The sequence below is a fragment of the Rickettsia australis str. Phillips genome (assembly GCF_000273745.1).
Classification (GTDB): Bacteria; Pseudomonadota; Alphaproteobacteria; order Rickettsiales; family Rickettsiaceae; genus Rickettsia; species Rickettsia australis.
Genome location: NZ_AKVZ01000029.1, coordinates 1 through 24,199 on the forward strand (window position 1 = coordinate 1; position 24,199 = coordinate 24,199).

Below are 24,199 nucleotides of genomic sequence, written 5' to 3' on the forward strand. Positions count from 1 at the left end.
CTTATATCTTTTATTTGCGACCAATCCCAAAGGTAAATTTTTGGCTCTTTTATCAAGCTCCTTACAACATTTTTAGACCAAGGTTTGATGGTAAAACAATAATAATGCTTTTCTAGCAAAGAGTAGTCATCTTCTTATTGTTTGGTCTGAAACCCTAACTTTGTTAGCAAGATTTGTATAGTTTATTAATGAACCGGCTTGTTCGTGTATAATGGTAGCAAGTAATTCTAACGCATAAATATTGTTTATATGTTCAGTATTTCTTACATCTTCTCTAAATAATTGCTCGAATCTTTGATTACTCCATACTCTATGAAATTTAGTGCTTGCTTTTAAATAACTTTCTGCAAATCCTCCAAAATTTATTAAAACTTCAAATGCATCTATAGTGATATTTTTAGGGCTTTTTATATAATCAATGTTATTATCAAAATTTTTAGCTATTTCAGATACCGATGATGGATGCACGGTTAAATTTATATAACGCCCCATTAGGCTATCGTCGCCTTTTATATATATAATTTAGCACTACCTATTATAATAAATTCAATATGTTCTCCGAATTTATCATAAAATCCTTTTACAAGATTTTTCCAATCTTTATATTTATGAATTTCATCTAATATTAAACATGCTTTCTTATCAGATATAGTAGAAAGTAACTTTTCAAAAAGTTCTGTATGTTTATTTAAGATTTTATTTCTATCTTCAAGATAATACCAATTTAGATAAATTGAATTGTGATTAGGCTTGATTACTTGTTTTGATATTGTAGTCTTTCCTACCTGCCTTGCTCCGCTTATAAATACAAGTTTACCGTAATTTGTTAGATATTCTTCAACTTGCTTTTTATATAACCTATCCATTATAATATCTCTATAAGTGTTGCACCCCACCGCTGTCATACCGTGGCTTAACCACGGTATCCATACAAATAATAAAAAATACTAGTATTTTTTAACTGGATCCCGCGATCAAGTTAGCTAGGATGACAATCTACGGGTAATGCTATAAATTCATAAAAATATGATAAGTAAATGTCGAAATGGTTAAGACTGTTCCAATATTTATAACGAAATGGTCACATGAATTACAAAATATATGCCTTATTTATTACCGGTTACCGCAGCGATTCTGCTTATTTTACTAACTTTAATCATCTGGTTTTATGTAAAAACTAAAACCTTAAAAACGCAACTACAATTCTTATCAGAGCAGAATTTAGAAATTAGCAATAACAACCAATTATTGAACCAAGAAAAAATAGGATGTTTGCAAAAAATTGAGCAATTGAAGTGCAAAGTAGAATATCAAGAACAGACTATTAAGGATTCAGAAAAAATAAGAGAAGAATCATTTTCATCGGCTAAAGCTGCTTTATTTGACCTTGGGAAAGATTTGTCTAAGCAATTAATAGAGATACATAAAATGGAAAACACGGCGGCAAGAGAGCTGGCCGAGAAAAATATCGCTACTGCTTCAGGAAAATTTAATAGCGAGTTTGAGAGGTTGATTACTATGGTAGGAGCATTACATAAAGATATAGAACAATCAAAAGGTACGGTTGATTTGATAAAACAGTCGCTACTTTCTCCTATCGGTGCGGGGTTACTTGCTGAAATTACGCTTGAGAATATCCTAAAATCATCAGGCTTACGTCCTAACCTAGATTTCATTATGCAATACGGTCTCACTACAACAGATAGCGGGAAGCTAAGACCTGATGCTCTTATTTTTCTTCCTTCCGATAATTTAATGGTCATTGATTCCAAAGCTTCAAAGTTTCTAGTTGATGAGCAGGATAATAGCGGGAATCTTAGCAAAACTATGAATTATCATTTAAAATCTCTAGCTAATAAAGACTACGCTGCAAATATTTTAACTAATCTAAACAAAAAGGATCAGAGTTTTAACAATGTTATTACTTTAATGTTTTTACCCACTGAACAAGCGGTCGAGAAAGTCATTGCAGCCGACCCTGAATTTTTACAAAAATCTTGGAGCTGTAATATCTTTCCCGTAGGACCTGCTGGGCTTATGAATATGCTATCATTTGCAAAATTTCAAATTACTGATCATCGTCGTTCAGAAAATTATAAGGTAATCATTGAAGAAGTAAGAAAGCTATTAAACTCTATAGGTACTATGGCTGATTATTCTCAAAAGATCGGTAATAATCTACAAAATATGGTTACTAATTATGATAAATTTGCTGCCTCGTTTAATCGTAATTTTATGTCAAGAGTGAAGAACATTAACAAGCTTGGCATTGATTCAGGGAATAAAGCCATGCCTGCTACCTTAGAGCGTTATCAAATCGTTTCCTCTAAATCTGAGATTATCGAAATAGAAGCAGCAAATCCACCACAAATAGAAGAAAAATTATAGAGGTATACTATAACTTTAACTATAATGCTCATAACGGATAATTTGTGCTGGATTCATAAATATCCTTGCATTATGCTTAGAACGCATACACTTATGCAGATACACATGTTCGCAATCTTCTTTTATAGAATCGTAAAAACAGTTTTCGAAGAATTGGCTTTTATATGGCAAGACTCTTAAAACACGAATTTACCGGTAGTAAATCTAAATCCGGAGGATATATTTTCTGCATTAAAGCAAGGTTTTCCGTATCAAAATAACTCTTACCTGTTTTTAGGCTATACTCATGTGGTGTATAGAAAATTCTTCATTACGAAATGCGAAAGCATCGTACATTTGCCCTTGAGGGTTCAATATTCCGCTTCATCCCAACGATCAATTTTGCTAAAACTGTCTAATATTCCACTAATATCAATACCGTAACCTATATCCATATCGAGAATAATTATTATATCATATCCTCTAGGAACTTTATAGAAGGTCTTTTTTGGTTAAAAAAGTCCTGTGATATAATTTTTACTTTATGATTTATTAACTGCTACAAGTTTAACATTAATTTTGTAGAATCGATAGAATCATTTTCAAAAATTATTATTCCGTAATCTGAAAAAACTGTCCTATATATTCTATAGGACGCATTGAGTTTGGTAAATGAGGAGCATTACTCCTTGTAATGCCAGCAAAAACAACCTTATGTTTACTCATCTCCAACTTACCGACCTGCAGGTTTTCATCACTAATAACATCCAGTTTAGTAATTTTTGCTACAGGTAAAAATCTATAATTAAAAAAAACGGATAAATAAAGAGTCGTACACATTTATTGTTCCCCAAATAATCATAAAAATTATAAGTATAACTTTATACACTCTCTACCCCCTAATGCTCCCGGCTTACAATATTATTATGCATATTAGCTACGTGTGTAATGTTTTGTTCCATAGTAAATTTATCGAGATAAATCTGATGAGCTTTTTTTACATTTTCATAAGCTTCTTCAGGATGAGACTTAATCCATTCTAAATGCTGATTTATTTGAGCGTATATTTCCTCAGGAGATTTGTTTAAAGTTTCTATATATAGTATATTATCACCAAAAGTTTCTTTTATCTATGGTATTTCATCAACAATTACCAATGCTGAAGAACTCACAAGTTCTAAAACTCGTCCGGAAGGAAAGTTGTCCATAATATGATCTTCTGAATGCAATGCTAAACCAATACCACTTTTTCTTATTGTATCAACCAATAACTGATCATCATAAGGTATAAAGCCTCTATAGGAATTAAGCAGTAACCAACCTGCTCTAGGACCATACATGTCTACATCCTTACGTTTATCAAGTAGTTTATATAATCTGTTATATTTGAGACCAGAGCGAGTATTATCCCAATTATAACCACACATAAATAACCTCGAATAATTAATTTTAATAAACTCTATTTTAGGTCGTGAAAACTTGAAATCAATTATAGGTATGGAAATATCTTCATAATATTGATTAATTTTTTTAAAATCCGTAACAGCAAGCAATCCATCAGATTTAATAGATTTAGGACAATAATAGGGAACCAAAGCAATATCTATCAAATATTTAGCATTATTTCTCAGACAAGGAAAATGTAAAATAAAATAGTGTCTTAATATCCCCAACCTTACCAAAATCAACTGCAGATATAGTAAAATCAGGATTAAATTGCCTAACTATACTATACATTCTTAAAATATCTATCGGATGCATATTAGTGCTTATTGAAATAAATAATGATTCCCACCCAAGATTATTCACTGCTTGCTGTATCCTCTCATACAGGCCAAACGATCATGTCTGCATAGTATTGCAATTCTGTAAGGAACATTTGGATTTTTAGGAAGCTATACGGTATAATTGTACTTTTCTAACTGTTTCTGTAATGAAAGGGGCAAAAAATTATAATAAAGCCCCTGATATAGCGTTGCGATATATACCATTTTTTACTAGATCATAAATTTCTAATAAAAATATATTGGTAAAATTACTGCTAATAATATAAATAGAAAAATTAACACAAGTTTTGATTTATTTTTAATACGCATCAATACTCTAAAAAGAAGTTAGTAATATTGTAGTTTTTTATACTAGATTCTGTCTACTTTTAATAGAATCATCATAATTAATCAAATGTCCATAGAACCTAGACATGGTACTTCTTCTGTAGGTTCAATATCAATCACTGTATCATCCATTTGTGCCTGAGGCAATTTTATTAAGCCAAGTAAGGGTAGTAGCGGTTTTCTCAGCAATATTTTTACCTACACTACTAATTGCCTGACCAACATTTAAATCCGATATAGCAGTTGTTAAAACATCTATTAAAGTTGCCAGACTTAAGAATTTTAAATCTTTAATAGACTCAAACATTATTAAGGGTACTACCCGCTACAGTCAATCTTGCCGCATCATGATAGTAAAACTTTTGAAAAAACACATCATTAGTTAATTTTTCGCCGGTGATATTTTCTATAACTTTATTGCCACAATATGTTGATACTAATAAAGAAGCAAGACGCATTAATTTAACAGAAGTGGAGACATAAAACATTGGATCTTCATAAAATTCTAATTCTGGATTACGAAAATACAAACAGATATAATCTAAAATCAGTGTGGCTATTGCTGAACACATAACAGTACTCTTCCATCCATGATAGGTACTAATGTCTGATTCAATATTGTTAAAATCTATATCTTGATCGGTAAGTTTATTATATATTGCCTGAAGTTTTATTTGCGTATTGTTATCTGTTTAGAATATTTATATAGTAACTGAAAATATGGTTTAATTTCTTCAGCTGTAAATTTCTTATTCTTAATTAAAGCTGGTACAATTTTATCATGCACAAATTTAATTAATTTATTTTGCATAAAATTTGTAACTTTACTTTGTTCTTCTACTACTCCTGCAGCTGCAGACCATCGCAAAGCCGTATAATTATACGATTAATAATATCATTATTTAAGAAATCGATAGGCTGTAACTCTAAATTAGCAGCATATCTAAAACAAATCGCAGTTGTATTTACGGCATCATTAGCAAAGCTTGGAGTGTAATTAAATAAAAATTTAATATCTTCAGCATTTTCATTGTTATTTTCTAATGCTTGAAACATATGATTATTAATCTCTTTAGTTTGTCTATTTGATAAGACCATACCTGGAAAAGATAATAAAATTTGTAGCATCGCAAGGCTAGTGGTCGGTAAAGCACATAATTCATACCAAGAAGCATCCTCTTCATCAATCACATACGAACGTAAAGCAATTACACCGGCTATAAGAGCAGCATAAGCAGCTGCTATTTTACCTGAATGGTTGCAACTAAATCTGATTTTTCAGTTAACCAAGAAGCAATTTTATGATCTTCATTATATTTATCAGTAGCTTTTTCTATTCTAATAAGACTTTGCTCTAATGGATTAAGATAATTTGCAAAATTTAAATGAGATTTTTTTACTATATTAAACTCGGCTTCATAAGAGGAAGATACATTTAAAGTATTTGTAAGTAATATTGCTTTAGCTATATAGCGATATAAAAAATGATCTTGATTATTTATCGCTTCAAAACAATTACTCCATTGAGAATGATCGATATTCTTATCTTGATACTTTCCCGTAGCAGCTACTTTACTTAACATGGTTTCCAAATACTGAGTATAAATAAAACTTTGATCGAGTAGCGGTAGATCTTTAAAATTCTTATCACAGAACCATATTTTTAACACCTCACCTAAATTAAAACTAGCAAGTGCTGTAGTAGTTTTCCATAATCTTACGCCTAAATTTGATATATCATTATAATATTTTATTATTACTTCTAGTTTATTATTCATAATTTCAATTAAATAAATATTAAAGTTAAAATAAAAAATATCAAAATCTCTTAAATATTTATTCAAATCTTTTATATATAATTATTTATAATCTTTAATTATTTTATTATGAGATAACATTAAAATCACACACAGGCAACACCGGTTTATGATAAGAGAGAAGAGTATTGTGGTACAAAAGTTTTGAACTACAAAACAATAGTTATGGACATAACATATCCTGTTTTATCTTCTATTTGCAACAGAATCTGATTAATGACATAAAAAATGTCAGCATCTAAATCGTCTATATTATAATGAGAATACTAATAACAGGAGATAATGGCTTTATTGGATCATATATTACAACTGAGTTATTAAAGAATAATTATGAAGTAATATGCTGTATAGAGATGTTGAATCTACCAGTAAAAAATGCCCTACTGCAGAAGTGATATATTGTGATTTGAATATAGAGCTAACACCACAAAGTTGGATACATAGATTAAATAACATAGATATAGTTATTAATGTATCAGGTGTATTAATGTCTAGTTATGCTAATAATATTGAAAATGTTCATGTCAATGGTCCACAGGCTCTATTTAAGGCTTGTACCCTTACTAACATAAAAAGAATTATTCATATTGCAGCTCTTGGAATAGATGATGAAAAAAACACTGCTTATGCTTTAACTAGAAAAGCAACTGAAGAATATTTACAAAAATTAGAAAATATAGATTGGGTGATTTTACAGCCATCTCTTGTTTACGTAAGTGGTTGTTACGGTGGTACCTCACTATTTAGGGATCTTGCAACATTACCGTATTTTATTCCTTTAATAGGCGATGGTTTGCAACAATTTCAACCTATTCATATTGATGATTTAACGAAAGTAATTATTCACTGTATAGAAATGGAAGGAAAAATCCACAAATTATTAAAAATAGTTGGACCAGAAATAGTGACCATGAAGGATATCTTGCTTGGATTTAGAAGATGGCTCGGAGTTAATCCTGGAAGACTAATTAAAATTCCTCTAATATTCATTAAAATAGCAGCTAAATTAGGGAATTTTCTAAAAATAGGACCCATTAATTCTACTGCGTATAATATATTACTTCAACCTAATATTACTGATAAAAAAGATTTTATCGATTTTACTTCTATAATCCCTAGAAACTTGTAACAAGGTTTTGCAACCGAACCTTTAACCGTACAAGCCATATGGCACGCTAGGATTTATTTGCTAAAACCTGTGATAAAAATTGTCTTAGGGCTATTTTGGATAATGACAGGAATTATTTTAAGCATTTTTTCTTATGATACTAATATACAAATTATAATATCACTAGGCTTTAATAAACAAATAACACCTTACATATTATATGGAAGCTGCTTTATGGATATTATTTTTGGAATTCTACTAATTATCAAAAATAAGTAGAATATGTAGTTTACAAATTTTATTAATACTAACTTATACTCTACTATTAACATATCTTAAGCCAATATTGTTGCTAGATCCGCTCTTGGTCCGATATTTAAAAATATTCCAATTAATATTACTTACTTTAGTATTAATGGCGATAGAACGAGATAAATAATGGATTATCTTTTTATAAAAACTATTCATATTATTAGCTCTACTATTTTATTTGGTACTGGAATCGGTACCGCTTTTTTTATGTGGTGGGCAAATAAAACCGGCGATTTGAATACAAAGACATATGCAGCTCGCACTACAGTTATAGCTGATCTTCATTTTACTACTCCAACTGTGATAATTCAACTGGTTAGCGGCATAATATTAGTAAATATGCTTGGCTATAATTATTCTAATTTATGGCTTATCTTAACTTATATCGGATACATAATCGCCGGTAGTTGTTGGCTTCCGGTGGTATGGATTCAAATTCAATTACGAAATATGGCACTTGAAGCATGAAAGCAGCGAACTCCCCTACCGGAAAAATATTATAAATTATTTAAATTATGGTTCTACCTATGCTGGCAAGCATTTATCAGTTTGATTATTATTTTTTTCTTAATGGTATTTAAACCGTTATAATACTAGTTTAGGATAACTATTCGGTGTCATCCCATGGCTTGACTACGGGATCCAGTTAAAAATACTAAAATTATTGCTACTTTAAGATGTTTTTTAGATACCGTGGCCAAGCCCCACGGGATGACACACCGAATGCGTTTTTCGATACACGCAGGCAAGCCCGTAAGAATTACATAGAGAGGAAACAATATTTACGCCGGTATATCTTCAATAATCGGTTGTTTTTTGTTTGATTTTGTAGAAATAAGAGAGGTCATTATCGGTTCTACTAAGCCGTTAACTACCTCTTTTGTAATAGTAACACGCTGTTTTTTTAGCTCAGCAACTTTATACATACTATCAAGCAAAAGATGCTCAAGTATTGAACGAAGCCCTCTTGCTCCAGTCTTTTTAGCTAAAGCTTTTTCAGCAATAGCTTCTAGTGCAGAATTCTCAATTACAAGCTCAGTATCATCAAGCTCAAATTGTTTCTTATATTGCTTTACTATGGCGTTCTTAGGCTTAGTGAGAATTGTAATTAAAGCTTCTTTGTCTAACTCATCTAAAGTAGTAACGATGGGTAACCTACCGATAAATTCAGGAATTAAACCGAATTTAGTTAAATCCTCAATCTCTAGAGATTTAAGAATCTCACTATTATTTTGCTCTTTATCTATATTTACGTTAGCTGCAAAACCTATAGAACTATGATTAGTTCTTGAGGTTATAATGCTATCAACCCCCATAAAAGCACCACCGCAAATAAATAAGATATTTGAAGTATCTAACTGTACGAAATCTTGTTGCGGGTGTTTCCTACCGCCTTGAGGAGGCACGGAAGCAACTGTTCCTTCCATAATTTTAAGTAATGCCTGCTGTACTCCTTCGCCCGATACATCCCGTGTAATAGAAGGATTCTCTGATTTACGGGCAATTTTATCAACCTCATCAATATAAATTATACCTTTTTGTGCTTTTGCTATATTAAACTCAGCTGCTATCAATAAGCGTAGTAATATATTCTCAACATCTTCACCGACATAACCGGCTTCCGTTAAAGAAGTAGCATCCGCCATAGTAAAAGGTACGTCTAGAATTTTAGCAAGCGTTTGAGCAAGTAAAGTTTTTCCTGAACCGGTAGGACCAATCAATAAAATATTTGACTTATTAAGCTCAACGTCATTATTGCCGGATTGTACATATTCAAGTCTCTTATAATGGTTATAAACCGCTACTGCTAAAATCTTTTTAGCTTGGTCTTGCCCCACTACGTAATCGTTTAGAATTGCACATATTTTTTGCGGCGTTGGAATTGAAGAAGTAATTTGCTTTAACGCAACTTTACTTTCTTCTTTCATAATATCCGTACATAAATCTATACATTCATCACAAATAAATACTGCAGGACCTGCTATCAGTTTTTTTACTTCATGTTGTTTTTTACTACAAAACGAACAAATCAATTCTTTTTTATCAGCTTCTACTACCATTAATTTTCTTTTTTATGTTTATACTCACTGTCATCCCGTGGCTTGGCCACGGGATGACGTTACAATTCATACAACCCTACCATACATATAATAATCTTTATGCTCATTTGCAACTATTTCGTATTTCTTAAGGATTCCCTCCCTAGCAAAACCGCATCTCTCAAGAAGATTAATTGAACGAAAATTATCAGTAATTACTGTTGCTTGGACTCTTACAATGCCTATATAATCAGCAAATTTTAAAATATTCTTTATAGCTTTTAACATCATACCTTGACCCCAAAAATTAGGATCTAGATCATAACTTATCTCTGCTCTATGATGTTCTAGATTTATTAGATTAAAACCGGCAGTACCTATTAATTTATTATCGTCTTTAAGGGCAATTCCCCAATAAAAGCTTCTATGATTTTTATATAAACTAGACCAATAATGTATTTCTTCTCTAGCTTCTTCTAAGTCTTTAGGTCTATTACTATCAGTTATATAAATAGCCATTTCCGACTTACTCATATAATCAAAATAATCTTGTACATCACTTTCCGCTAATTCCCTTAGTACTATATTTTCTAAATCAAGTGCAGGAAAAGGAGCATATAAATACCCTATATCTATCATAATACTTCAAGTTGTTATACTGCTTGTATTTCATATTTTGATAGGCGAGTGAGCGGAGTGTACACATAGTACGTGAGCATCACGAGTCTTGATAAAATGAAAGAGCAATTCTTGAAATACAAGCAGTATTTATCATACATATTTAATTGGGTCTTGTATATTATTCTTTTTAAAAGCATCAAGCCTTATCCTACAAGCAAGGCAATTACCGCAAGATGAAGCATCTTCAGTAGGTTCATAACATGATATAGTATTTTTGTAATCTACACCAAGCTTAAGACCGGTTCTAATTATTTGCTCTTTAGTCATATCAATTAAAGGCGTATGAATAGTAATTTTTTTACCCTGTATTCCCATACTGGTTGCTAAATTTGCCATTTTTTCAAAAGATTTAATATATTCAGGACAACAATCAGGATAATTTGCCGAATCGCTTGTATGCACACCTATAAAAATATCTTTTTCTCCTATTACTTCTGCATACCCTAGTGCATAACTTAAAAATATCGTATTACGAGCAGGCACGTAAGTAACCGGCACATCTTCAGGTAGTTCTTTTACATCATGATAATGAGGAACATCTATATTATTATCGGTTAAAGCAGAACCACTGAAAGCTCGTAAATCTATATCAACAATCTTATGCTGCTTAACGTTATATTCTTTTATAAGCTCCTTAACTTTCCGAAGCTCTGCATTATTACGTTGTCCGTAATTAAAACTTATAGCATGAATTTCATACCCCATTTCTCTTGCTATTGCAAGAACCGTAGCAGAGTCTGCCCCACCGCTAACTAGAATAACTGCTTTTTTCATTGTTTACCGATAAAGTTAATTTTTGAGATACTAGAGCATTTAAACTAATTTTTGCTCTAAGTGCTTCAAGTACTAAAGCTCGATGCACACGTTTATCTACTCTAACATTAAACTGCCCGCTGTACTCTTGCCTATAGAAGGTGCTAAAGGAATAGATTGATTATAACTTATATAACTTTCTTTTATTAAAATCCAAGCTTGTTGTAATTCTTGTAGTGCTTTTTCAGGCGAATTGCTAAAAGCCGATACGTTCGATAGCTCTTCAAATCTTGCTAGCCAATCTCCATCCGTATCTTTAAAAAGCTCTATAGTAAACCCGTCAAATGCGTCATTTGTTTTCATCTTCATTTCCTTTTTCAAAATTTAAAAATTGTTGCAATTGATATTCTTTTGTCATATTTCCAAAAGTTTGAATAGATAATCTATCTCCTTTGGGTGAGCGCCAAATTTGATGGCTACTTTTTTATCTATCTTTAATCCAACTACACTTAGTCATTAAAGTATGAAATTCAGAAAAACTTAATCCTTTAGGATTTTGTTTAGCTTTATTTATAAGTTTTATATACTGATTTATATTGTAACTATATATAGTTATAAGTCAAATAATATATGTTAATACAATAATATTCTTGACTAAATCCTTCTGATAATCTAAATTTACGTTGTTAATTTATGGCGGGTGTAGCTCAGTTGGTTAGAGCATCAGGTTGTGGTTCTGAGGGTCACGGGTTCGAAACCCGTCACTCGCCCCATATTTTTGGGTTGTTGCCGTCATTGCGAGGAGCAAAGCGACGCGGCAATCTAGTACAAACGTCCTGAGATTGCCACACTCCTTTGAGTCACTTGCAATGACATTTTTTCTTATGGATATCAAACCTTTATATAGAATGATTAAGTATTTAAAGTTCTATAAACAAGACTTGATCATCGTTATGATTTCTTTACTTAGCGTATCAGCTTCATTATTACTAATCGGTAGTGTTTTTAGGCATTTAGTTGATAACGGCTTAAACCAAGACCATATTTTATCGGTTGATAAATCTATATTATATATTTGTTTATTAATTATCATCTTAAGTATTGCTAGTTTTTTCCGTTCATATTTTATCAATAATATTGCTGAAAATGCAGTTAATCAAATAAGAAAAGAGGCTTATAGCAATTTAATTAATTATGAAATTGAAGAGTTTGAAGAACTAAAAATTGGCGATATAATTTCACGCCTAACAAATGATATAGATCAAATATCTACGCTCATAGTTAACTTCTTATCTTTTTTTATTCGCAATTCAGTAATGTTAATTGGCGGTGTTACTTTAATGTTTTTTGAAAGCTTTAAACTCGCTTCTATAGTAATTATTACCATTCCTATCTTATTAATTCCTTTAATTAAATTCGGCAAGCATGTTAAGGCTTTATCTAAAAAAGCTCTAGAATCTAAGTCACTTTTAGCATCAGATATTGATGAAACTTTTAATAATATTAGAGCTATTTATGTTTTTAACAATCAAACAAATAAAATTGCCGATTTTGATACTAAACTACAAAACTATTTAACATATTGCAAAACCCGTTTAAAAATTCGTGCTTTATTCTTTGCAATTTCAATAGCCGTTATATTTCTTGCAATTACTTTAGTTGTTTGGATTGGAGCTTTGGATATAGTCAAAGGTAATTTATCCCCAGGACAAATTATATCGTTTATTTATTATGCAATTATTGCCGGAGTTAGCTGCGGCGGCATTTTTGAGCTACTAAGCGAAATACATTTGCCTGTTACAGCCCTTGAGCGAATAATTACAATTATAGATAAGAAGCCTATAACACATAATAATTATTTAGAGTTAAATAATTCCGACGCAGTATCAATAGAATTTAGAAATGTTGATTTTACCTATCATTCAAGACCTAATTTAAGAATTATCAATAATATGTCTTTTAAGATAAATTCTAATAAGTTTGTTGGTATTGTAGGCAGATCAGGCGGAGGGAAAAGTACTTTGATGCAGTTATTGCTACGTTTTTACCGGCAAGAAAGCGGTACTATTCTTATTAACGATCAAGATATAACTCTTTTAAATCCTACTGAGATTCGTAAATTAATTGCCTATGTTCCTCAAGAAGCTAGCATTTTTTCCGGCACTATAAGGTCTAATATTATATTCGGTAATAATGAAGCAAACGACGACGAAATAAATGAGATACTAAAAATTACAGGAATAGAAGAATTTTCTGCTAAACGTCATGACGGCATCAATGCTAAAATAGGTGAAAAAGGCGTTAGATTATCAGGAGGACAAAAACAAAGAATAGCTATTGCTAGAGCATTACTACATAAACCACAAATCCTACTTCTTGATGAAGCAATGAGTGCTTTAGATACGATGAGCGAGCAAAAATTATTAAATTCTATAAGAAACATAATGAAAGGAAAAATTATTATATCAATTGCCCACCGGATTAGTAGTATAGAATCTGCTGATAATATCTTAGTAGTAGATAAAGGAGAAATAGTTGCTGAAGGATCACATAATAATTTATCTAAAAACTCAGAAATCTATCGCAATATTTGCAGAGAACAGTTAACAGTATAAAGGGATATGTTATTGTTGCGTGGATACCACACCCCGTCATTGCGAACAGTCATAGACTGCGTGGCAACCTAGGAAAAGATTAAAAAAATTCTGTAAATCAGAATTTTTTATTAGATTGCTTCGTCAATTGCTATGCAATTTCCTTGCAATGACAGATGAGCCGATCCACTCAACAATACCTTACGGACATGACAATACAGTATATAATTGATATATTTGTTACAATAAAAGTTCTATAGTATAAAAAATTTAAATGTTTAATATAATTTAGCTTGAAAGCTACTGTAGCTTTGTTATAATCGTAACTACAAAATAAAAAAGGTTTACAAAATGAAAAGTTTATTAAAAATTTTATTAATTTTAGCTTTCGCAAGCCCAGTATTTGCTTCATCAATGCAAAGACCTGACCCAGCTTCAGTTACAACAACCCAAATACAAGCTATGAGTACTGACAATCAACAAGCTTGGGTTGCTAGCTTAACAGCAGATCAGTATAATATGTTAAGTCCTGATGTCCAAAAGTGGGTAATGGAGAATACTACCGATGCTCAAAAACAAGCTTTAGGAATTAATCAGTAATATTTTAATTGATTTTTAAAATTGATAGGGAACTGTTAACAAAATAATTCTAATTGATAATTAAAAAGAATTTTTAGCGAAAATTAATAAGATTTTTAAAAGAATAGTTAATCCTATTTCAAAAAAGTTTTATAATTTACAGCAAAAGTAAATTTAATTAGCTTTAATATTTATTTTGTTAATAATCCCATATGTTAGTAATAATTATTCTTAACATATATCACTAGCAGTTTCTGCTTTCACTTCCTTTTAGTCTTCCTGTTATCGTGTCATGTATATACTCCTGATAAATAAAAATTGCTAGACTAGTATAAATATTCATTTATTCTTTCTTTAGTAAAACAATACATTGTCATTCCTGCGAAAGCAGGAATCCAGTAACAAATGAATTATTGTCATGCCGTTGCTTGACCACGGGCCATCCAGAAAAAAATTAAAAAAGACTGGATCACGCGATCAAATCGCAGGATGTGACAAAGATCGGATCGATCCACGCAGCAACGCCTCGCTGGAATGATATCGTCCAACGCAACCTAAAACTAACAATTACTTATGAAATTACTTATTACCGTAATCATAATGGAAATACTCGCCGGAGCGGAAATAGATTTATTCGTTCCAAGCTTCCCTGAAATACAAGATACATTCAACCTTTCAACTTTTATGACGGAACTACTACTCGGTGTAAATCTAACCGCTTATTGTATTACTTCGCTTATAGTCGGTAATTTAGGAGATAGGTACGGACGCAAACCGATTATTATACTCGGTTTACTGATTTTTAATCTTGGTAGTTTATTTTGTGTATTTGCAAATAATTATGAAGCAATATTATTTGGAAGATTTTTGCAAGGATGTGGGATATCATCGGTTGCAGTGCTAGTATATGTTGTTCTTGCCGATATTTATTCGGTACAAGAGCAACAAAGATTAATGGGTATTTTAAACGGCACTATTGCACTTTCTATGGCAATAGCACCGGTTATAGGTAGCTACGTCAATTTATTTTGGGGCTGGCGTGGTAATTTTGTTTTATTGCTTATAGTAGGTTTGATTAGTCTAATTCTTGGTATATTATTTATTCCGAAAAGAAAGGTTAATAAAAAAATACGTATTTCCTTAAAAGAATATATACCTATCTTCAAATCGCCAAAAGCTATATATTATATACTTACAATGATATTTCTTGCACAAGGATATTGGATATTTATTGGGATTGCTCCTATTTTATATATGCAAAATTTAGGTGTAACTTTAGAATATTACGGACTTTATCAAGGAGCAATGGCCGCCCTATTCTCAATTATGAGCTTTTCAAGCGGTTATTGTTTTAAAAAATTCGGCATTAGAAATTGCTTCTATTTTGGAGTTATATTTATAATACTATTCCTACTAGGAAATAGTATATTAGTTATCTATAATATTAATAATCCTTTAACTATAACAATAGTTACTTTATTATTATCTCTTGGCGTGATATATCCGATTAACATATTATGGCCACTGCTTTTAGAAGCTATTCCGGATGGCAAAGCTCGAATGACGGCTATGTTTACTGCAGCTAGATTGATTTTAACAGCATTTGGGTTGCAATTAGTAGGATTTTTATATAACGGTACTTTTACCGCTCTTGGCATTACTATATCCATTGTTACGCTATTTGGGTTAGTAACATTACCTAAATTATTTAAGTACGATAAAGTCTTTGAGATTTCTGATAGGGTGTAGAGGCCTTTGTTTCGTCATTGCGAGCGACTGACTACAAGGAGCGTGACAATCGCAGGAAATAAAAACTAGATTGCCGCGTCGCTTCGCTCCTTGCAATGACAGTTTGGATGTAAAAAATGATCAATAACAATTTTATTTTCAAGATAGCTTTCAGATATTTTAAAGCTAAGAAAAACGAAAAATTTGTTTCTATTATTTCTGCCTTTTCTTTAGTAGGCGTAATGATTGGCGTTGCAGCATTGATAGTAGTTATGTCCGTTATGAACGGTTTTCATATAGAGCTTACTAAAAATATTATTGGGTTAAATGGGGATATAGTAATAAATCGGCAAGGCGGTAGTATTGATAACTATGAAGAAATTAAAACTAAACTCCTAAAACAAGAGTACGTAAAACATGTAACATTCATTGCTCACGGTCAAGCTCTAGCTCTTGGTAAAAGTAATAATAGTGGTGCGCTTGTTAAAGGTATGAAATTAAAGGATTTAAGTTTAAGAAATGAAATTTTTAAAAATGTAAATTTTGGTAGTTTTGATAATTTTCATGGCAAAAGCGTAATAGCACTTGGAGAACAATTAGCAAGCAATTTAGGAGTAACGGTTGGGGATAAGATTAGATTAATTTCACCGAATTCAGTTTCTACCGCCTTTGGCAGTATGCCAAGATCAAAAGAATTTAAAGTTATCGCAATTTTCAATAGCGGTATGTATGATTATGATTTGACAACGATATTAATGCCGCTTACCGCAGCACAAAATTTCTTATCTCTCGGCGACGATATTAATTTAATCGAAATTAATAGTCTAGACCCCGATAAAGCTCTTGCATATTCATATAAAATACAATCATTATTAGGTCCAAACCTATACGTATTTAATTGGCAAACCTTAAATTCACAATTTTTAAGTGCCCTTGCTGTTGAACGTACGGCTATGTTTACTATTCTATCTTTAATTATTACGGTTGCTGCATTTAATATTATTTCAAGCTTATTTATGCTTGTTAAAGATAAAACTTCAGATGTTGCAATTCTTAGAACTATGGGAGCAAGCACTAAGCAAATAATGCTTATTTTTATCTATAACGGAATGTTTATAGGATTACTTGGCACGACACTAGGTGTAATCCTTGGTGTTACTTTCTCTTATAATATTCAAACTATAAAAAATTATTTGGAGCGTATAACAGGTACTAAAATTTTTGAAGCAGCTATTTATTTTCTTTATAGTTTACCTTCAAAAGTAAGAGCTGAGGATATTATTTTAATTACCTCTTTATCTATAATATTGTGTTTTCTTGCGACAATTTATCCTTCTTATAGAGCCTCAAAATTAAATCCCGTGGATGCCCTAAGATATGAATAATACAGTCCTCATTTTAAAAAATATCTCAAAACATTACAGCCAAGGTAAAACTATTGTTAGAGTACTAGATGATCTTAATATAACGGTTAATGAAGGTGAATTAATCGCTATAATAGGTTCTTCAGGTAGCGGCAAATCAACTTTACTACATATTGCCGGCTTGCTTGATAAACCTACAAACGGTCAAGTCATCATACCAAATAGCAAGTATCAAAAATATCATCTAATTCGTCTTCATTATTTAGGTTTTATCTATCAACAACATCACCTACTTAAAGATTTTACCGCTCTTGAAAATGTTATTATGCCAAGACTTATTAGTGGTCTTGATCAAAAAGAAGCAATAGAAGATGCAACAAAGATATTAGATGATTTAGGACTTGGGAAAAAACTCTATAATATGCCCGGAGAATTATCTGGAGGAGAACAACAACGGATCGCTATAGCTCGGAGTTTAATTAATAAGCCGAAAATTATTTTGGCGGATGAACCAACAGGTAATTTAGACCCCAAAACCACAAATGAAGTATTTAATTTATTTTTAAAAGTAGCAAGAGAACAAAATACCGCCGTTATTATGGTAACACATAACCATGAGTTAGCACATAAAATGGATAAATTATATAAGCTAAAGCACGGATTATTAAATATAACTTGATTTAAAGCTCAAAAATTTTAATAATCATATATAGATTCTTTTAATAAAGGTTAGTAATGACTGAGCCTATTATATTTACTCTTTTACTTGGCAATAAAGATCAGATATTAGAAAGAATAAACAAGCAAGAAACTCAAAATAAACTACCTATTATCCCGCTTCAAGTTAATAAAGAATCACATATATCCGATAAAGAACGTATTTTTTCGGAAATCTTAGAAAAATCCCGCAAAGAGGGCAAAACACCGATTTTTAACATTCAACTTAACAATAATAATGTAAAACCAATTTTTAGGGTACAAGATTTAATTAATTCACAAAATTTAAATATAAAAACTACTATTACTTTTGATCAATATAATTCATTAACCCAAAATCCTGAGCTGGAAGCTTATTGGAAGCAAGTTATGGAAAAAGTTGATCATGTTTTTTTCACAAATAAAACAGATCAAAATTTAGCTATAACCGATGGTATAGTACCAAAAGATAAAACCACTACAATTACGGATATAAGTGTAGTAACATCTGTTTTTAACAATCTTGTATATGATCATGAAATTGACCAGCTGCTCTCCGGTACGATACCTGACAAAGCAAAGTTAGACAAACTCATAAAAACAGCTAAAAATCAAGGTGGTAGAGTAATTATAGAAACTTGGCCTATCTCTACGGATGACGCAACAAATCTTATAACTGCCACATTCGGTATTACCTCTGAAGATCAAATTTACGGATTGAAACTTGAAATTAATGAAATCTTAAAAGATCCAAATAATGCTGCTGAAAACTTTAAAAAATATGTATCACAAATATCTAGCCAATTTCAAAAAGATTTAGGTAAAGCTGCGGTAAATCCTCTTGACTTTAATTTTAATACAAAGAAGGTTATAAATGATAGAGCTGAGGATATACAAAAAGAACAAACAACACCATATGAACCTCTACAAGAACACCAACCACAACAGCAAGTTTTTTTGAGAAGAGTTTTTAACTATTTTAAAGATATAGTAACTAGTTTTAAAGAAACAATATTCGGCAAAAAAGAAGAGCCTAAAACTCAAGAATCCACAACTCCCACTACGGAAGCAATGACGCAAAAACAGCAAGTGGTTGCTGTCCCTTCTATAACTCAACCGGAGCAACAACCTTCTGTGAGTAATACAAAACCCTGGGAAGCACTAGGAATTACACAAAAAATGTATGAAGAATCTTTGCAAGCAGAAAAACAATTAATTAAATCGCTAATAGAGCCAAAAATACCTAAAAAAAAATCATCACCGGTTATAAATACTGAAGATACTAAAGCTCAAGCCGGTATTTATAATATAGAAAATATCAAACAACCTGAGTATTTATATACTGAAGATGATATAAAAAATATACTGGAAGCAAATATAGATAAGAATAAATTCTCTATATTTCATCACGCCTCTTTAGAAGAGCCAGAAATACTAAAAGATACTCTTCATGCTACAGGAGAAGGTTTACTATTAGATAACAAATCTGCAATTATACCGCTCAATACAGGACATAAACATTGGTTACTCTTAACGGCTAGTAAAGATGATAAAGGTAATATAAACTTTATTTATAATGACCCCTATGGTGAACCATTGACATCTCGTCCAAAAGTAACAGAATATATTAACGAAGTTTATCCTGGTGCAAAAATAACAGATCTAAACACCAAACAACAAGAAAACACTTATGATTGCGGAGTTTTCATATGCGATAGTGCAATAAAATTTTCTAAAGGTCAAAAAATTCTAACTACTGAAGAATCTAAAGGACAAGGTATAAATTTAAGAAAGGCTCAAGCTAATACATTATTAATGCAACAGCACGCACAAGAAATCGTGAGACCGTTAAAAACAAATTCTGTACAGCAATCAAGTAATAAATTTCAAGAATTAGTGAAGAATCAAAAAACAAATGATCACTCTAGACGACTCTAATATACTCTTATAAGAATAAGTAGTATCTTGATACAACTTTAAAAAGAGCAAGAAATCCACAAGACGAGGGATCGTAGACTTAATACGTGAGTACCGCAGCTCTACGACATAGCCAATTTTTGAAGTTCTATCGTAGTAGAATAAAAAAACATTAGGCAAAATTTCTAATTCCTAATATAATTTATTTATAGTTAATTTATATTTAACAAAAATGACTACCATACTTGTGATCGTTATTATAATCATGATCGCCTTATCTGCTTTATTTGCTGCTACCGAAACTGCTATTACCGCTTCTTCCCCAGGGAAGATTCATAAGCTTAAAATCACCGGTAATAAGCGTGCTAAAACAATTTTAGAGGTTCTTAAGAAAAAAGAAAAAGTCATAGGAACCCTACTAATCGGTAATAGCCTAATCAATACTGTTTGTACTACTATTGCTACTACTCTCTTTATTAGCTTTCTTGGAGATAATGGGCCTATTGTTGCTTCCGGCGTTATGGCTTTTATAATTATTGTTTTTGCCGAAGTAGTACCGAAAGCAATAGCTGTTGCTAAATCTGAACAATTAGCATTAAAAATGGCTTCAACTATCGTAATATTTTTAAAGCTTTTCAAACCTATTAATATTGCTCTTGATTACATTACAAAAATATTTTGCTTCATATTTCGTATTAATTTAAGTCCTCAAATATCAGGAACGGAAGAAGTAAGAGGCGTGATTGAGCATTACCACCAAGAAGGCGGAGTTTATAAATCCGATCGTAATATGCTCGGCGGGATATTAGATATACGTAATATGACGGTATCGGAAATTATGACTCACAGAAGTAGTATTATAGCCCTTAATATCGACCTACCTCATGAAGTGATAATTAAAACTTTATTATCGGGCACTCATACACGTATACCTTTATGGCAAGATAATAGAGATAATATAATAGGGATTCTCAATCTAAAAGATTTGCTTAAGGCATTATACGAAAATAATAATGATGCAAAAAAAGTTGATATTAATACACTTCTAACTCCACCTTGGTTTATCCCTGAGAACGCACTTGTAGTAGACCAGCTACATGCATTTAGAGAACGTAATAATCATTTTGCTTGTGTTGTAGATGAATATGGCGATTTACAGGGAATTATTACTCTTGAAGATGTTATAGAAGAAATCGTAGGACCTATTACCGATGAACATGATAGGCTTAATAATGAAATTATCAAGAAGTCTAATACCGAGTTCATTATAAAAGGCACTACGACTATTAGAGATATTAACCGAGAACTTGATTGGAATTTATCGGATGAGGATGCAAACACTATAGCAGGATTAATAATCCATAAAATTGCTAGAATTCCAAATCAAGGAGAAGTAATTGAAATATTTAACTTTAAAATAATAATTTTAAAGAAAATTGCCAATAAGATTGATAGTGTAAAAATTACCGTATTACCTACTACCGAGGAAACAATAAGCAGTGAGTGAAATCGGTAATTTTTTACTGCTAACAACGATGTGCTTAAGTGGGATATCGATTGTTTATGTACCTTTGTCATCCCGTGGCTTGACCACAGGATCCAACAAAATAATTAATAAATGGATTCCGCGGTCAAACCACAGAGTGACAACCATACTCCTCTTTTACATAACGGCCTCATGTGCTATACTTGCCTTTTTTACTCTAATCTATGCCTTTATCACTTCTGACTTTTCATTACAAAACGTTTTCTTAAATTCCAGTACTTTAAAACCTTTAATATATAAAATAGCCGGCAGTTGGTCGAGCCATGAAGGCTCAATGTTATTATGGTTTTGTTTATTACAAATCGTTAGTTGCTGTTATATATTTTTAGTTAAAGATAAACAGCTTCAACTTTTATCTATCATCATATTATCAACTATACAATTACTTTTTAGCAGTTTTATTTATTTTACCTCCAATCCTTTTAACGTATTTTCTTTTGCTCCTAAAGAAGGGTTAGGTTTAAACCCGATGCTACAAGATATTGCTTTGAGCATCCATCCTCCTCTGCTTTATTTAGGCTATGTCAGCTATTTAGTGCCTTTTACTATTGTTTGTGCCGCTATATCATTCCCACGTAGGCAGGCATCCATTGCTTCTTTTATAAAATTTTTACTGGATTCCCGCCTACGTGGGAATGATATAAAACTTCTCACAATATTTTCCAATATCGGTATCTTATTTACTACCATAGGAATTAGCCTTGGTTCTTGGTGGGCATATAGAGAACTCAGCTGGGGTGGATTTTGGTTTTTCGATCCGGTAGAAAATATTTCGCTATTCCCTTGGTTATCCGGAATTATGCTACATCATTCTATAATTGTAACAACAAAAACTGGACGTATGCAAAGCTGGACTATGGTTTTATCACTTACTACTTTTCTGTTAGTCGTATTTAGTACTTTTTTAGTACGTTCCGGTTTTATTACTTCAATTCACTCTTTTGCATTCTCACCTGAGAGGGGAATATACTTGCTTGGGATATTTTTGATTATGGGGATTGGTGGACTCGGTGTCATCCCGCGGCTTGACCGCGGGATCCAAAAAACAATTGATAATACTTTTAACTGGATCCCGCGGTCAAGCCGCGGGATGACAATAATAGAAAAATGCATACTCCTTGGCAATACTTTCTTCTTACTTAGCCTTATTGTGCTAATAGCTGCCACACTTTATCCACCAATTTACTCTTTATTTGACGATAAACCAATCATTATTAGTGAAACATTTTTTGTTAATAATTTTATTATATTCGTTATCCCTATTTTTTGTACTATAGGATTATTTACTACCAGCAGCTCTATTAAAACACATATTATAATTCTAATATTATCTCTAATAATTACTTATTTAATATCATTAAAAGTAACATTTAGTGTTATATCGATTTTAACTATAATCACATCGATATTTTTGATGCTTCATAATATTCATTATCTTTTGGTTAAAACTAATTATTTTAGAAATAGACTTAAAGCCAGTTCTGCTAGTATGATCCTTGGGCATTTTGGTTTTGCACTAGTTGCTTTCAGCATCACTATGAATTCATTATTACAAGGTGAAATGGATTTTACCGGAGAAGTAGGAACAAGTAAAACATTTAACGAATTTAAAGTAACATTGCAAAATATCAAGTTCGCTCAAGGTAAAAATTATTATAGACAAATCGCTGAATTTTGGCTTGAGGATAATAGCCGTAATATAACTATATTAAAGCCGGAAAATAGGCTTTATATAGTTGAAAAGAGTTTATCACAAGAAAGCGATATATATTCTTACTTATCATATGATCTTTACGCAGTTTTAAGTAATATAGACGGCGATATAATTCATGCTAAAATATATTACAAGCCAATGATGAGCTTTATTTGGCTTGGAATTATTCTTACCGCTTCCGGTTTTTTTATTGCACTAATCAGAAACAATTCTAACTAATTCAAGTCATCACATTTAAGGTTTAAAATTTTTATACTATTCGGATAATCAGCTCCGAATTTTTCTATCTGATTATTACAGAATTTTTCATACCAAAATTTCTTAGGTAAAGTACAACTACTTTAGCGGCTGCAAGATACATATTACTTATTTTATACACATTTTTCATATTTTCTTTATAGTTTTCCAATATATATTTTCAGCAGTAACATAAGCATCTACCAGCTCCTTATTTTGATTAAGTAACACTAGTTCGTCCCCTTCAGCAACAAACGTTTTTGCCAAATCTATATCCGGTTATATAATAACCTCTTTATTAGGTCTAGTTGGATCATTAAAGAAAATTGCTTTAGCTTTTTTAGTGTATTCTAAGCTTCAGTAACATCACCGAGTCCTAGCTTTGCTCTTGATTTTTGAGTAAAAATTCGTCCAAATACTTGATTTTCCTCTTTTTTACTCGATTTATTCATATCAATACTTATTCTAATAAAGAAAGAGCTGCCTGATGTTTCTTAAGATTATTTAATACATCTACTTTAATTAGATATGAACCGGTAAGAAATAAATCTTGAGGTTTCATACCGTTTTCGATACATGCATTTATAGTATCATCAATTCTTCTCAAGGTCTCATAATTTTTACCTTGAATAC

Annotated in this window: 25 protein-coding genes, 1 tRNA gene and 3 pseudogenes; 15 read left to right on the forward strand and 14 right to left on the reverse strand. The window is 31.4% G+C overall.

All coding sequences use genetic code 11. The features are described 5' to 3' along the window. Positions 1-126: 126 nt before the first annotated feature. Positions 127-492, reverse strand: coding sequence for an ATP-binding protein (locus tag A452_RS12155; protein ID WP_017208628.1), 366 nt, complete (start codon positions 490-492; stop codon positions 127-129). A gap of 17 nt (positions 493-509) precedes the next feature. Then, entirely contained in the window at positions 510-866 is a 357-nt protein-coding gene (locus tag A452_RS12160) for an AAA family ATPase (RefSeq protein WP_017208629.1), read from the reverse strand. Between the two features lie 235 nt (positions 867-1,101). On the opposite strand from A452_RS12160, the gene A452_RS0105155 reads away from it, so the two are divergent. Continuing rightward, on the forward strand, positions 1,102-2,388 hold the full coding sequence (locus tag A452_RS0105155; protein ID WP_014412408.1) for a DNA recombination protein RmuC: 1,287 nt from the start codon (positions 1,102-1,104) through the stop codon (positions 2,386-2,388). Between the two features lie 591 nt (positions 2,389-2,979). On the opposite strand, the gene A452_RS0105165 is transcribed toward A452_RS0105155, so the two are convergent. The 8 genes from A452_RS0105165 to A452_RS13055 form a co-directional block, all read right to left on the reverse strand. Then, complete coding sequence (locus A452_RS0105165) at positions 2,980-3,207, reverse strand: hypothetical protein (protein ID WP_014412406.1); 228 nt, start codon at positions 3,205-3,207, stop codon at positions 2,980-2,982. A gap of 290 nt (positions 3,208-3,497) precedes the next feature. Then, a complete protein-coding gene (locus A452_RS0105170; protein ID WP_014412405.1) occupies positions 3,498-3,977 on the reverse strand; it encodes a hypothetical protein in 480 nt (159 codons plus the stop codon). 10 nt (positions 3,978-3,987) lie between these two features. Next, positions 3,988-4,176: a hypothetical protein gene (locus A452_RS0105175; RefSeq protein ID WP_014412404.1), complete on the reverse strand. Its 189-nt coding sequence runs from the start codon at positions 4,174-4,176 to the stop codon at positions 3,988-3,990. A 429-nt stretch (positions 4,177-4,605) separates the two neighbouring features. Further along, a complete protein-coding gene (locus A452_RS13035; RefSeq protein WP_017208630.1) occupies positions 4,606-4,788 on the reverse strand; it encodes a hypothetical protein in 183 nt (60 codons plus the stop codon). Continuing rightward, positions 4,781-5,053 carry a hypothetical protein gene (locus A452_RS13040; protein ID WP_017208631.1) on the reverse strand — a complete coding sequence of 91 codons (273 nt, stop codon included), beginning with the start codon at positions 5,051-5,053 and terminating at the stop codon, positions 4,781-4,783. The genes A452_RS13035 and A452_RS13040 overlap by 8 nt, the downstream gene beginning before the upstream one ends. A 98-nt stretch (positions 5,054-5,151) precedes the next feature. Further along, positions 5,152-5,349, reverse strand: a complete 198-nt coding sequence (locus tag A452_RS13045) for a hypothetical protein (protein ID WP_231289993.1) — start codon at positions 5,347-5,349, stop codon at positions 5,152-5,154. Then, positions 5,322-5,672 carry a hypothetical protein gene (locus A452_RS13050; RefSeq protein WP_017208633.1) on the reverse strand — a complete coding sequence of 117 codons (351 nt, stop codon included), beginning with the start codon at positions 5,670-5,672 and terminating at the stop codon, positions 5,322-5,324. Before A452_RS13050 ends, A452_RS13045 begins: the two co-directional genes overlap by 28 nt. A gap of 50 nt (positions 5,673-5,722) precedes the next feature. After that, positions 5,723-6,325, reverse strand: a complete 603-nt coding sequence (locus tag A452_RS13055; RefSeq protein ID WP_017208634.1) for a hypothetical protein — start codon at positions 6,323-6,325, stop codon at positions 5,723-5,725. 230 nt (positions 6,326-6,555) lie between these two features. Between A452_RS13055 and A452_RS12185 the strand changes: the two genes are divergently transcribed. The 4 genes and pseudogenes from A452_RS12185 to A452_RS12200 all read left to right on the forward strand — a co-directional run bounded on the left by A452_RS12185 (position 6,556) and on the right by A452_RS12200 (position 8,309). After that, positions 6,556-6,693: an NAD-dependent epimerase/dehydratase family protein gene (locus tag A452_RS12185; protein ID WP_014412403.1), complete on the forward strand. Its 138-nt coding sequence runs from the start codon at positions 6,556-6,558 to the stop codon at positions 6,691-6,693. Beyond that, a complete protein-coding gene (locus A452_RS12190; protein ID WP_014412402.1) occupies positions 6,639-7,427 on the forward strand; it encodes an NAD-dependent epimerase/dehydratase family protein in 789 nt (262 codons plus the stop codon). The genes A452_RS12185 and A452_RS12190 overlap by 55 nt, the downstream gene beginning before the upstream one ends. 102 nt (positions 7,428-7,529) lie before the next feature. Then, positions 7,530-7,685, forward strand: a complete 156-nt coding sequence (locus tag A452_RS12195) for a DoxX-like family protein (protein ID WP_231289991.1) — start codon at positions 7,530-7,532, stop codon at positions 7,683-7,685. A 159-nt stretch (positions 7,686-7,844) separates the two neighbouring features. Further along, positions 7,845-8,309: pseudogene (locus A452_RS12200) on the forward strand (DUF2269 family protein). Between the two features lie 191 nt (positions 8,310-8,500). Here A452_RS12200 and clpX read toward each other — a convergent pair. From clpX to A452_RS08525, 4 genes and pseudogenes are all read right to left on the reverse strand, one after another. Further along, positions 8,501-9,778 (reverse strand): ATP-dependent Clp protease ATP-binding subunit ClpX, encoded by a 1,278-nt coding sequence (gene clpX / locus A452_RS0105215; RefSeq protein ID WP_014412400.1) that lies wholly within the window; start codon positions 9,776-9,778, stop codon positions 8,501-8,503. A 66-nt stretch (positions 9,779-9,844) separates the two neighbouring features. After that, a complete protein-coding gene (locus A452_RS0105220) occupies positions 9,845-10,396 on the reverse strand; it encodes a GNAT family N-acetyltransferase (protein ID WP_014412399.1) in 552 nt (183 codons plus the stop codon). 132 nt (positions 10,397-10,528) lie between these two features. Next, entirely contained in the window at positions 10,529-11,212 is a 684-nt protein-coding gene (queC, locus tag A452_RS0105225; RefSeq protein WP_014412398.1) for a 7-cyano-7-deazaguanine synthase QueC, read from the reverse strand. Then, a pseudogene (locus A452_RS08525) lies at positions 11,187-11,554 on the reverse strand (toxin-antitoxin system HicB family antitoxin). The gene queC and the pseudogene A452_RS08525 overlap by 26 nt, the downstream one beginning before the upstream one ends. Before the next feature lie 333 nt (positions 11,555-11,887). Here A452_RS08525 and A452_RS0105235 point away from each other — a divergent pair. The 10 genes and pseudogenes from A452_RS0105235 (at position 11,888) to A452_RS0105275 (ending at position 23,548) form a co-directional block, all read left to right on the forward strand. Beyond that, positions 11,888-11,964 (forward strand) — tRNA-His (locus A452_RS0105235). A gap of 111 nt (positions 11,965-12,075) precedes the next feature. After that, on the forward strand, positions 12,076-13,806 hold the full coding sequence (locus A452_RS0105240; protein WP_017208635.1) for an ABC transporter ATP-binding protein: 1,731 nt from the start codon (positions 12,076-12,078) through the stop codon (positions 13,804-13,806). Positions 13,807-13,864: 58 nt separating this feature from the next. Then, positions 13,865-13,948: pseudogene (locus A452_RS13060) on the forward strand (lytic transglycosylase domain-containing protein); the annotation flags it as partial. 188 nt (positions 13,949-14,136) lie between these two features. Beyond that, positions 14,137-14,385: a DUF2673 domain-containing protein gene (locus A452_RS0105245; RefSeq protein ID WP_014412396.1), complete on the forward strand. Its 249-nt coding sequence runs from the start codon at positions 14,137-14,139 to the stop codon at positions 14,383-14,385. Positions 14,386-14,937: 552 nt separating this feature from the next. Then, positions 14,938-16,113 carry a multidrug effflux MFS transporter gene (locus A452_RS0105250; RefSeq protein ID WP_014412395.1) on the forward strand — a complete coding sequence of 392 codons (1,176 nt, stop codon included), beginning with the start codon at positions 14,938-14,940 and terminating at the stop codon, positions 16,111-16,113. Between the two features lie 116 nt (positions 16,114-16,229). After that, complete coding sequence (locus A452_RS0105255; RefSeq protein WP_014412394.1) at positions 16,230-17,477, forward strand: lipoprotein-releasing ABC transporter permease subunit; 1,248 nt, start codon at positions 16,230-16,232, stop codon at positions 17,475-17,477. Then, positions 17,470-18,135 carry an ABC transporter ATP-binding protein gene (locus A452_RS0105260; RefSeq protein ID WP_014412393.1) on the forward strand — a complete coding sequence of 222 codons (666 nt, stop codon included), beginning with the start codon at positions 17,470-17,472 and terminating at the stop codon, positions 18,133-18,135. Before A452_RS0105255 ends, A452_RS0105260 begins: the two co-directional genes overlap by 8 nt. 56 nt (positions 18,136-18,191) lie before the next feature. Beyond that, a complete protein-coding gene (locus tag A452_RS0105265) occupies positions 18,192-20,090 on the forward strand; it encodes a Ulp1 family isopeptidase (RefSeq protein WP_014412392.1) in 1,899 nt (632 codons plus the stop codon). A gap of 211 nt (positions 20,091-20,301) precedes the next feature. After that, positions 20,302-21,576, forward strand: a complete 1,275-nt coding sequence (locus A452_RS0105270) for an HlyC/CorC family transporter (RefSeq protein WP_025999582.1) — start codon at positions 20,302-20,304, stop codon at positions 21,574-21,576. A 115-nt stretch (positions 21,577-21,691) separates the two neighbouring features. After that, on the forward strand, positions 21,692-23,548 hold the full coding sequence (locus tag A452_RS0105275) for a heme lyase CcmF/NrfE family subunit (RefSeq protein WP_410524394.1): 1,857 nt from the start codon (positions 21,692-21,694) through the stop codon (positions 23,546-23,548). Positions 23,549-24,199: the final 651 nt, after the last annotated feature.

What these genes read in the sequence shown, in the direction of transcription:
- A452_RS0105255 (WP_014412394.1), top strand. Translation starts at nt 16,230, where the DNA reads ATGATCAATAACAATTTTATTTTCAAGATAGCTTTCAGATATTTTAAA.
- A452_RS12195 (WP_231289991.1), top strand. Translation starts at nt 7,530, where the DNA reads ATGACAGGAATTATTTTAAGCATTTTTTCTTATGATACTAATATACAA.
- A452_RS0105240 (WP_017208635.1), top strand. Translation starts at nt 12,076, where the DNA reads ATGGATATCAAACCTTTATATAGAATGATTAAGTATTTAAAGTTCTAT.
- A452_RS0105165 (WP_014412406.1), bottom strand. Translation starts at nt 3,207, where the DNA reads ATGTGTACGACTCTTTATTTATCCGTTTTTTTTAATTATAGATTTTTA.
- queC (WP_014412398.1), bottom strand. Translation starts at nt 11,212, where the DNA reads ATGAAAAAAGCAGTTATTCTAGTTAGCGGTGGGGCAGACTCTGCTACG.
- A452_RS0105155 (WP_014412408.1), top strand. Translation starts at nt 1,102, where the DNA reads ATGCCTTATTTATTACCGGTTACCGCAGCGATTCTGCTTATTTTACTA.
- A452_RS0105250 (WP_014412395.1), top strand. Translation starts at nt 14,938, where the DNA reads ATGAAATTACTTATTACCGTAATCATAATGGAAATACTCGCCGGAGCG.
- A452_RS0105220 (WP_014412399.1), bottom strand. Translation starts at nt 10,396, where the DNA reads ATGATAGATATAGGGTATTTATATGCTCCTTTTCCTGCACTTGATTTA.
- A452_RS12155 (WP_017208628.1), bottom strand. Translation starts at nt 492, where the DNA reads ATGGGGCGTTATATAAATTTAACCGTGCATCCATCATCGGTATCTGAA.
- A452_RS0105265 (WP_014412392.1), top strand. Translation starts at nt 18,192, where the DNA reads ATGACTGAGCCTATTATATTTACTCTTTTACTTGGCAATAAAGATCAG.
- A452_RS0105260 (WP_014412393.1), top strand. Translation starts at nt 17,470, where the DNA reads ATGAATAATACAGTCCTCATTTTAAAAAATATCTCAAAACATTACAGC.
- clpX (WP_014412400.1), bottom strand. Translation starts at nt 9,778, where the DNA reads ATGGTAGTAGAAGCTGATAAAAAAGAATTGATTTGTTCGTTTTGTAGT.
- A452_RS0105270 (WP_025999582.1), top strand. Translation starts at nt 20,302, where the DNA reads ATGACTACCATACTTGTGATCGTTATTATAATCATGATCGCCTTATCT.
- A452_RS12160 (WP_017208629.1), bottom strand. Translation starts at nt 866, where the DNA reads ATGGATAGGTTATATAAAAAGCAAGTTGAAGAATATCTAACAAATTAC.
- A452_RS12185 (WP_014412403.1), top strand. Translation starts at nt 6,556, where the DNA reads ATGAGAATACTAATAACAGGAGATAATGGCTTTATTGGATCATATATT.
- A452_RS12190 (WP_014412402.1), top strand. Translation starts at nt 6,639, where the DNA reads ATGCTGTATAGAGATGTTGAATCTACCAGTAAAAAATGCCCTACTGCA.
- A452_RS13035 (WP_017208630.1), bottom strand. Translation starts at nt 4,788, where the DNA reads ATGTTTGAGTCTATTAAAGATTTAAAATTCTTAAGTCTGGCAACTTTA.
- A452_RS13040 (WP_017208631.1), bottom strand. Translation starts at nt 5,053, where the DNA reads ATGTGTTCAGCAATAGCCACACTGATTTTAGATTATATCTGTTTGTAT.
- A452_RS0105245 (WP_014412396.1), top strand. Translation starts at nt 14,137, where the DNA reads ATGAAAAGTTTATTAAAAATTTTATTAATTTTAGCTTTCGCAAGCCCA.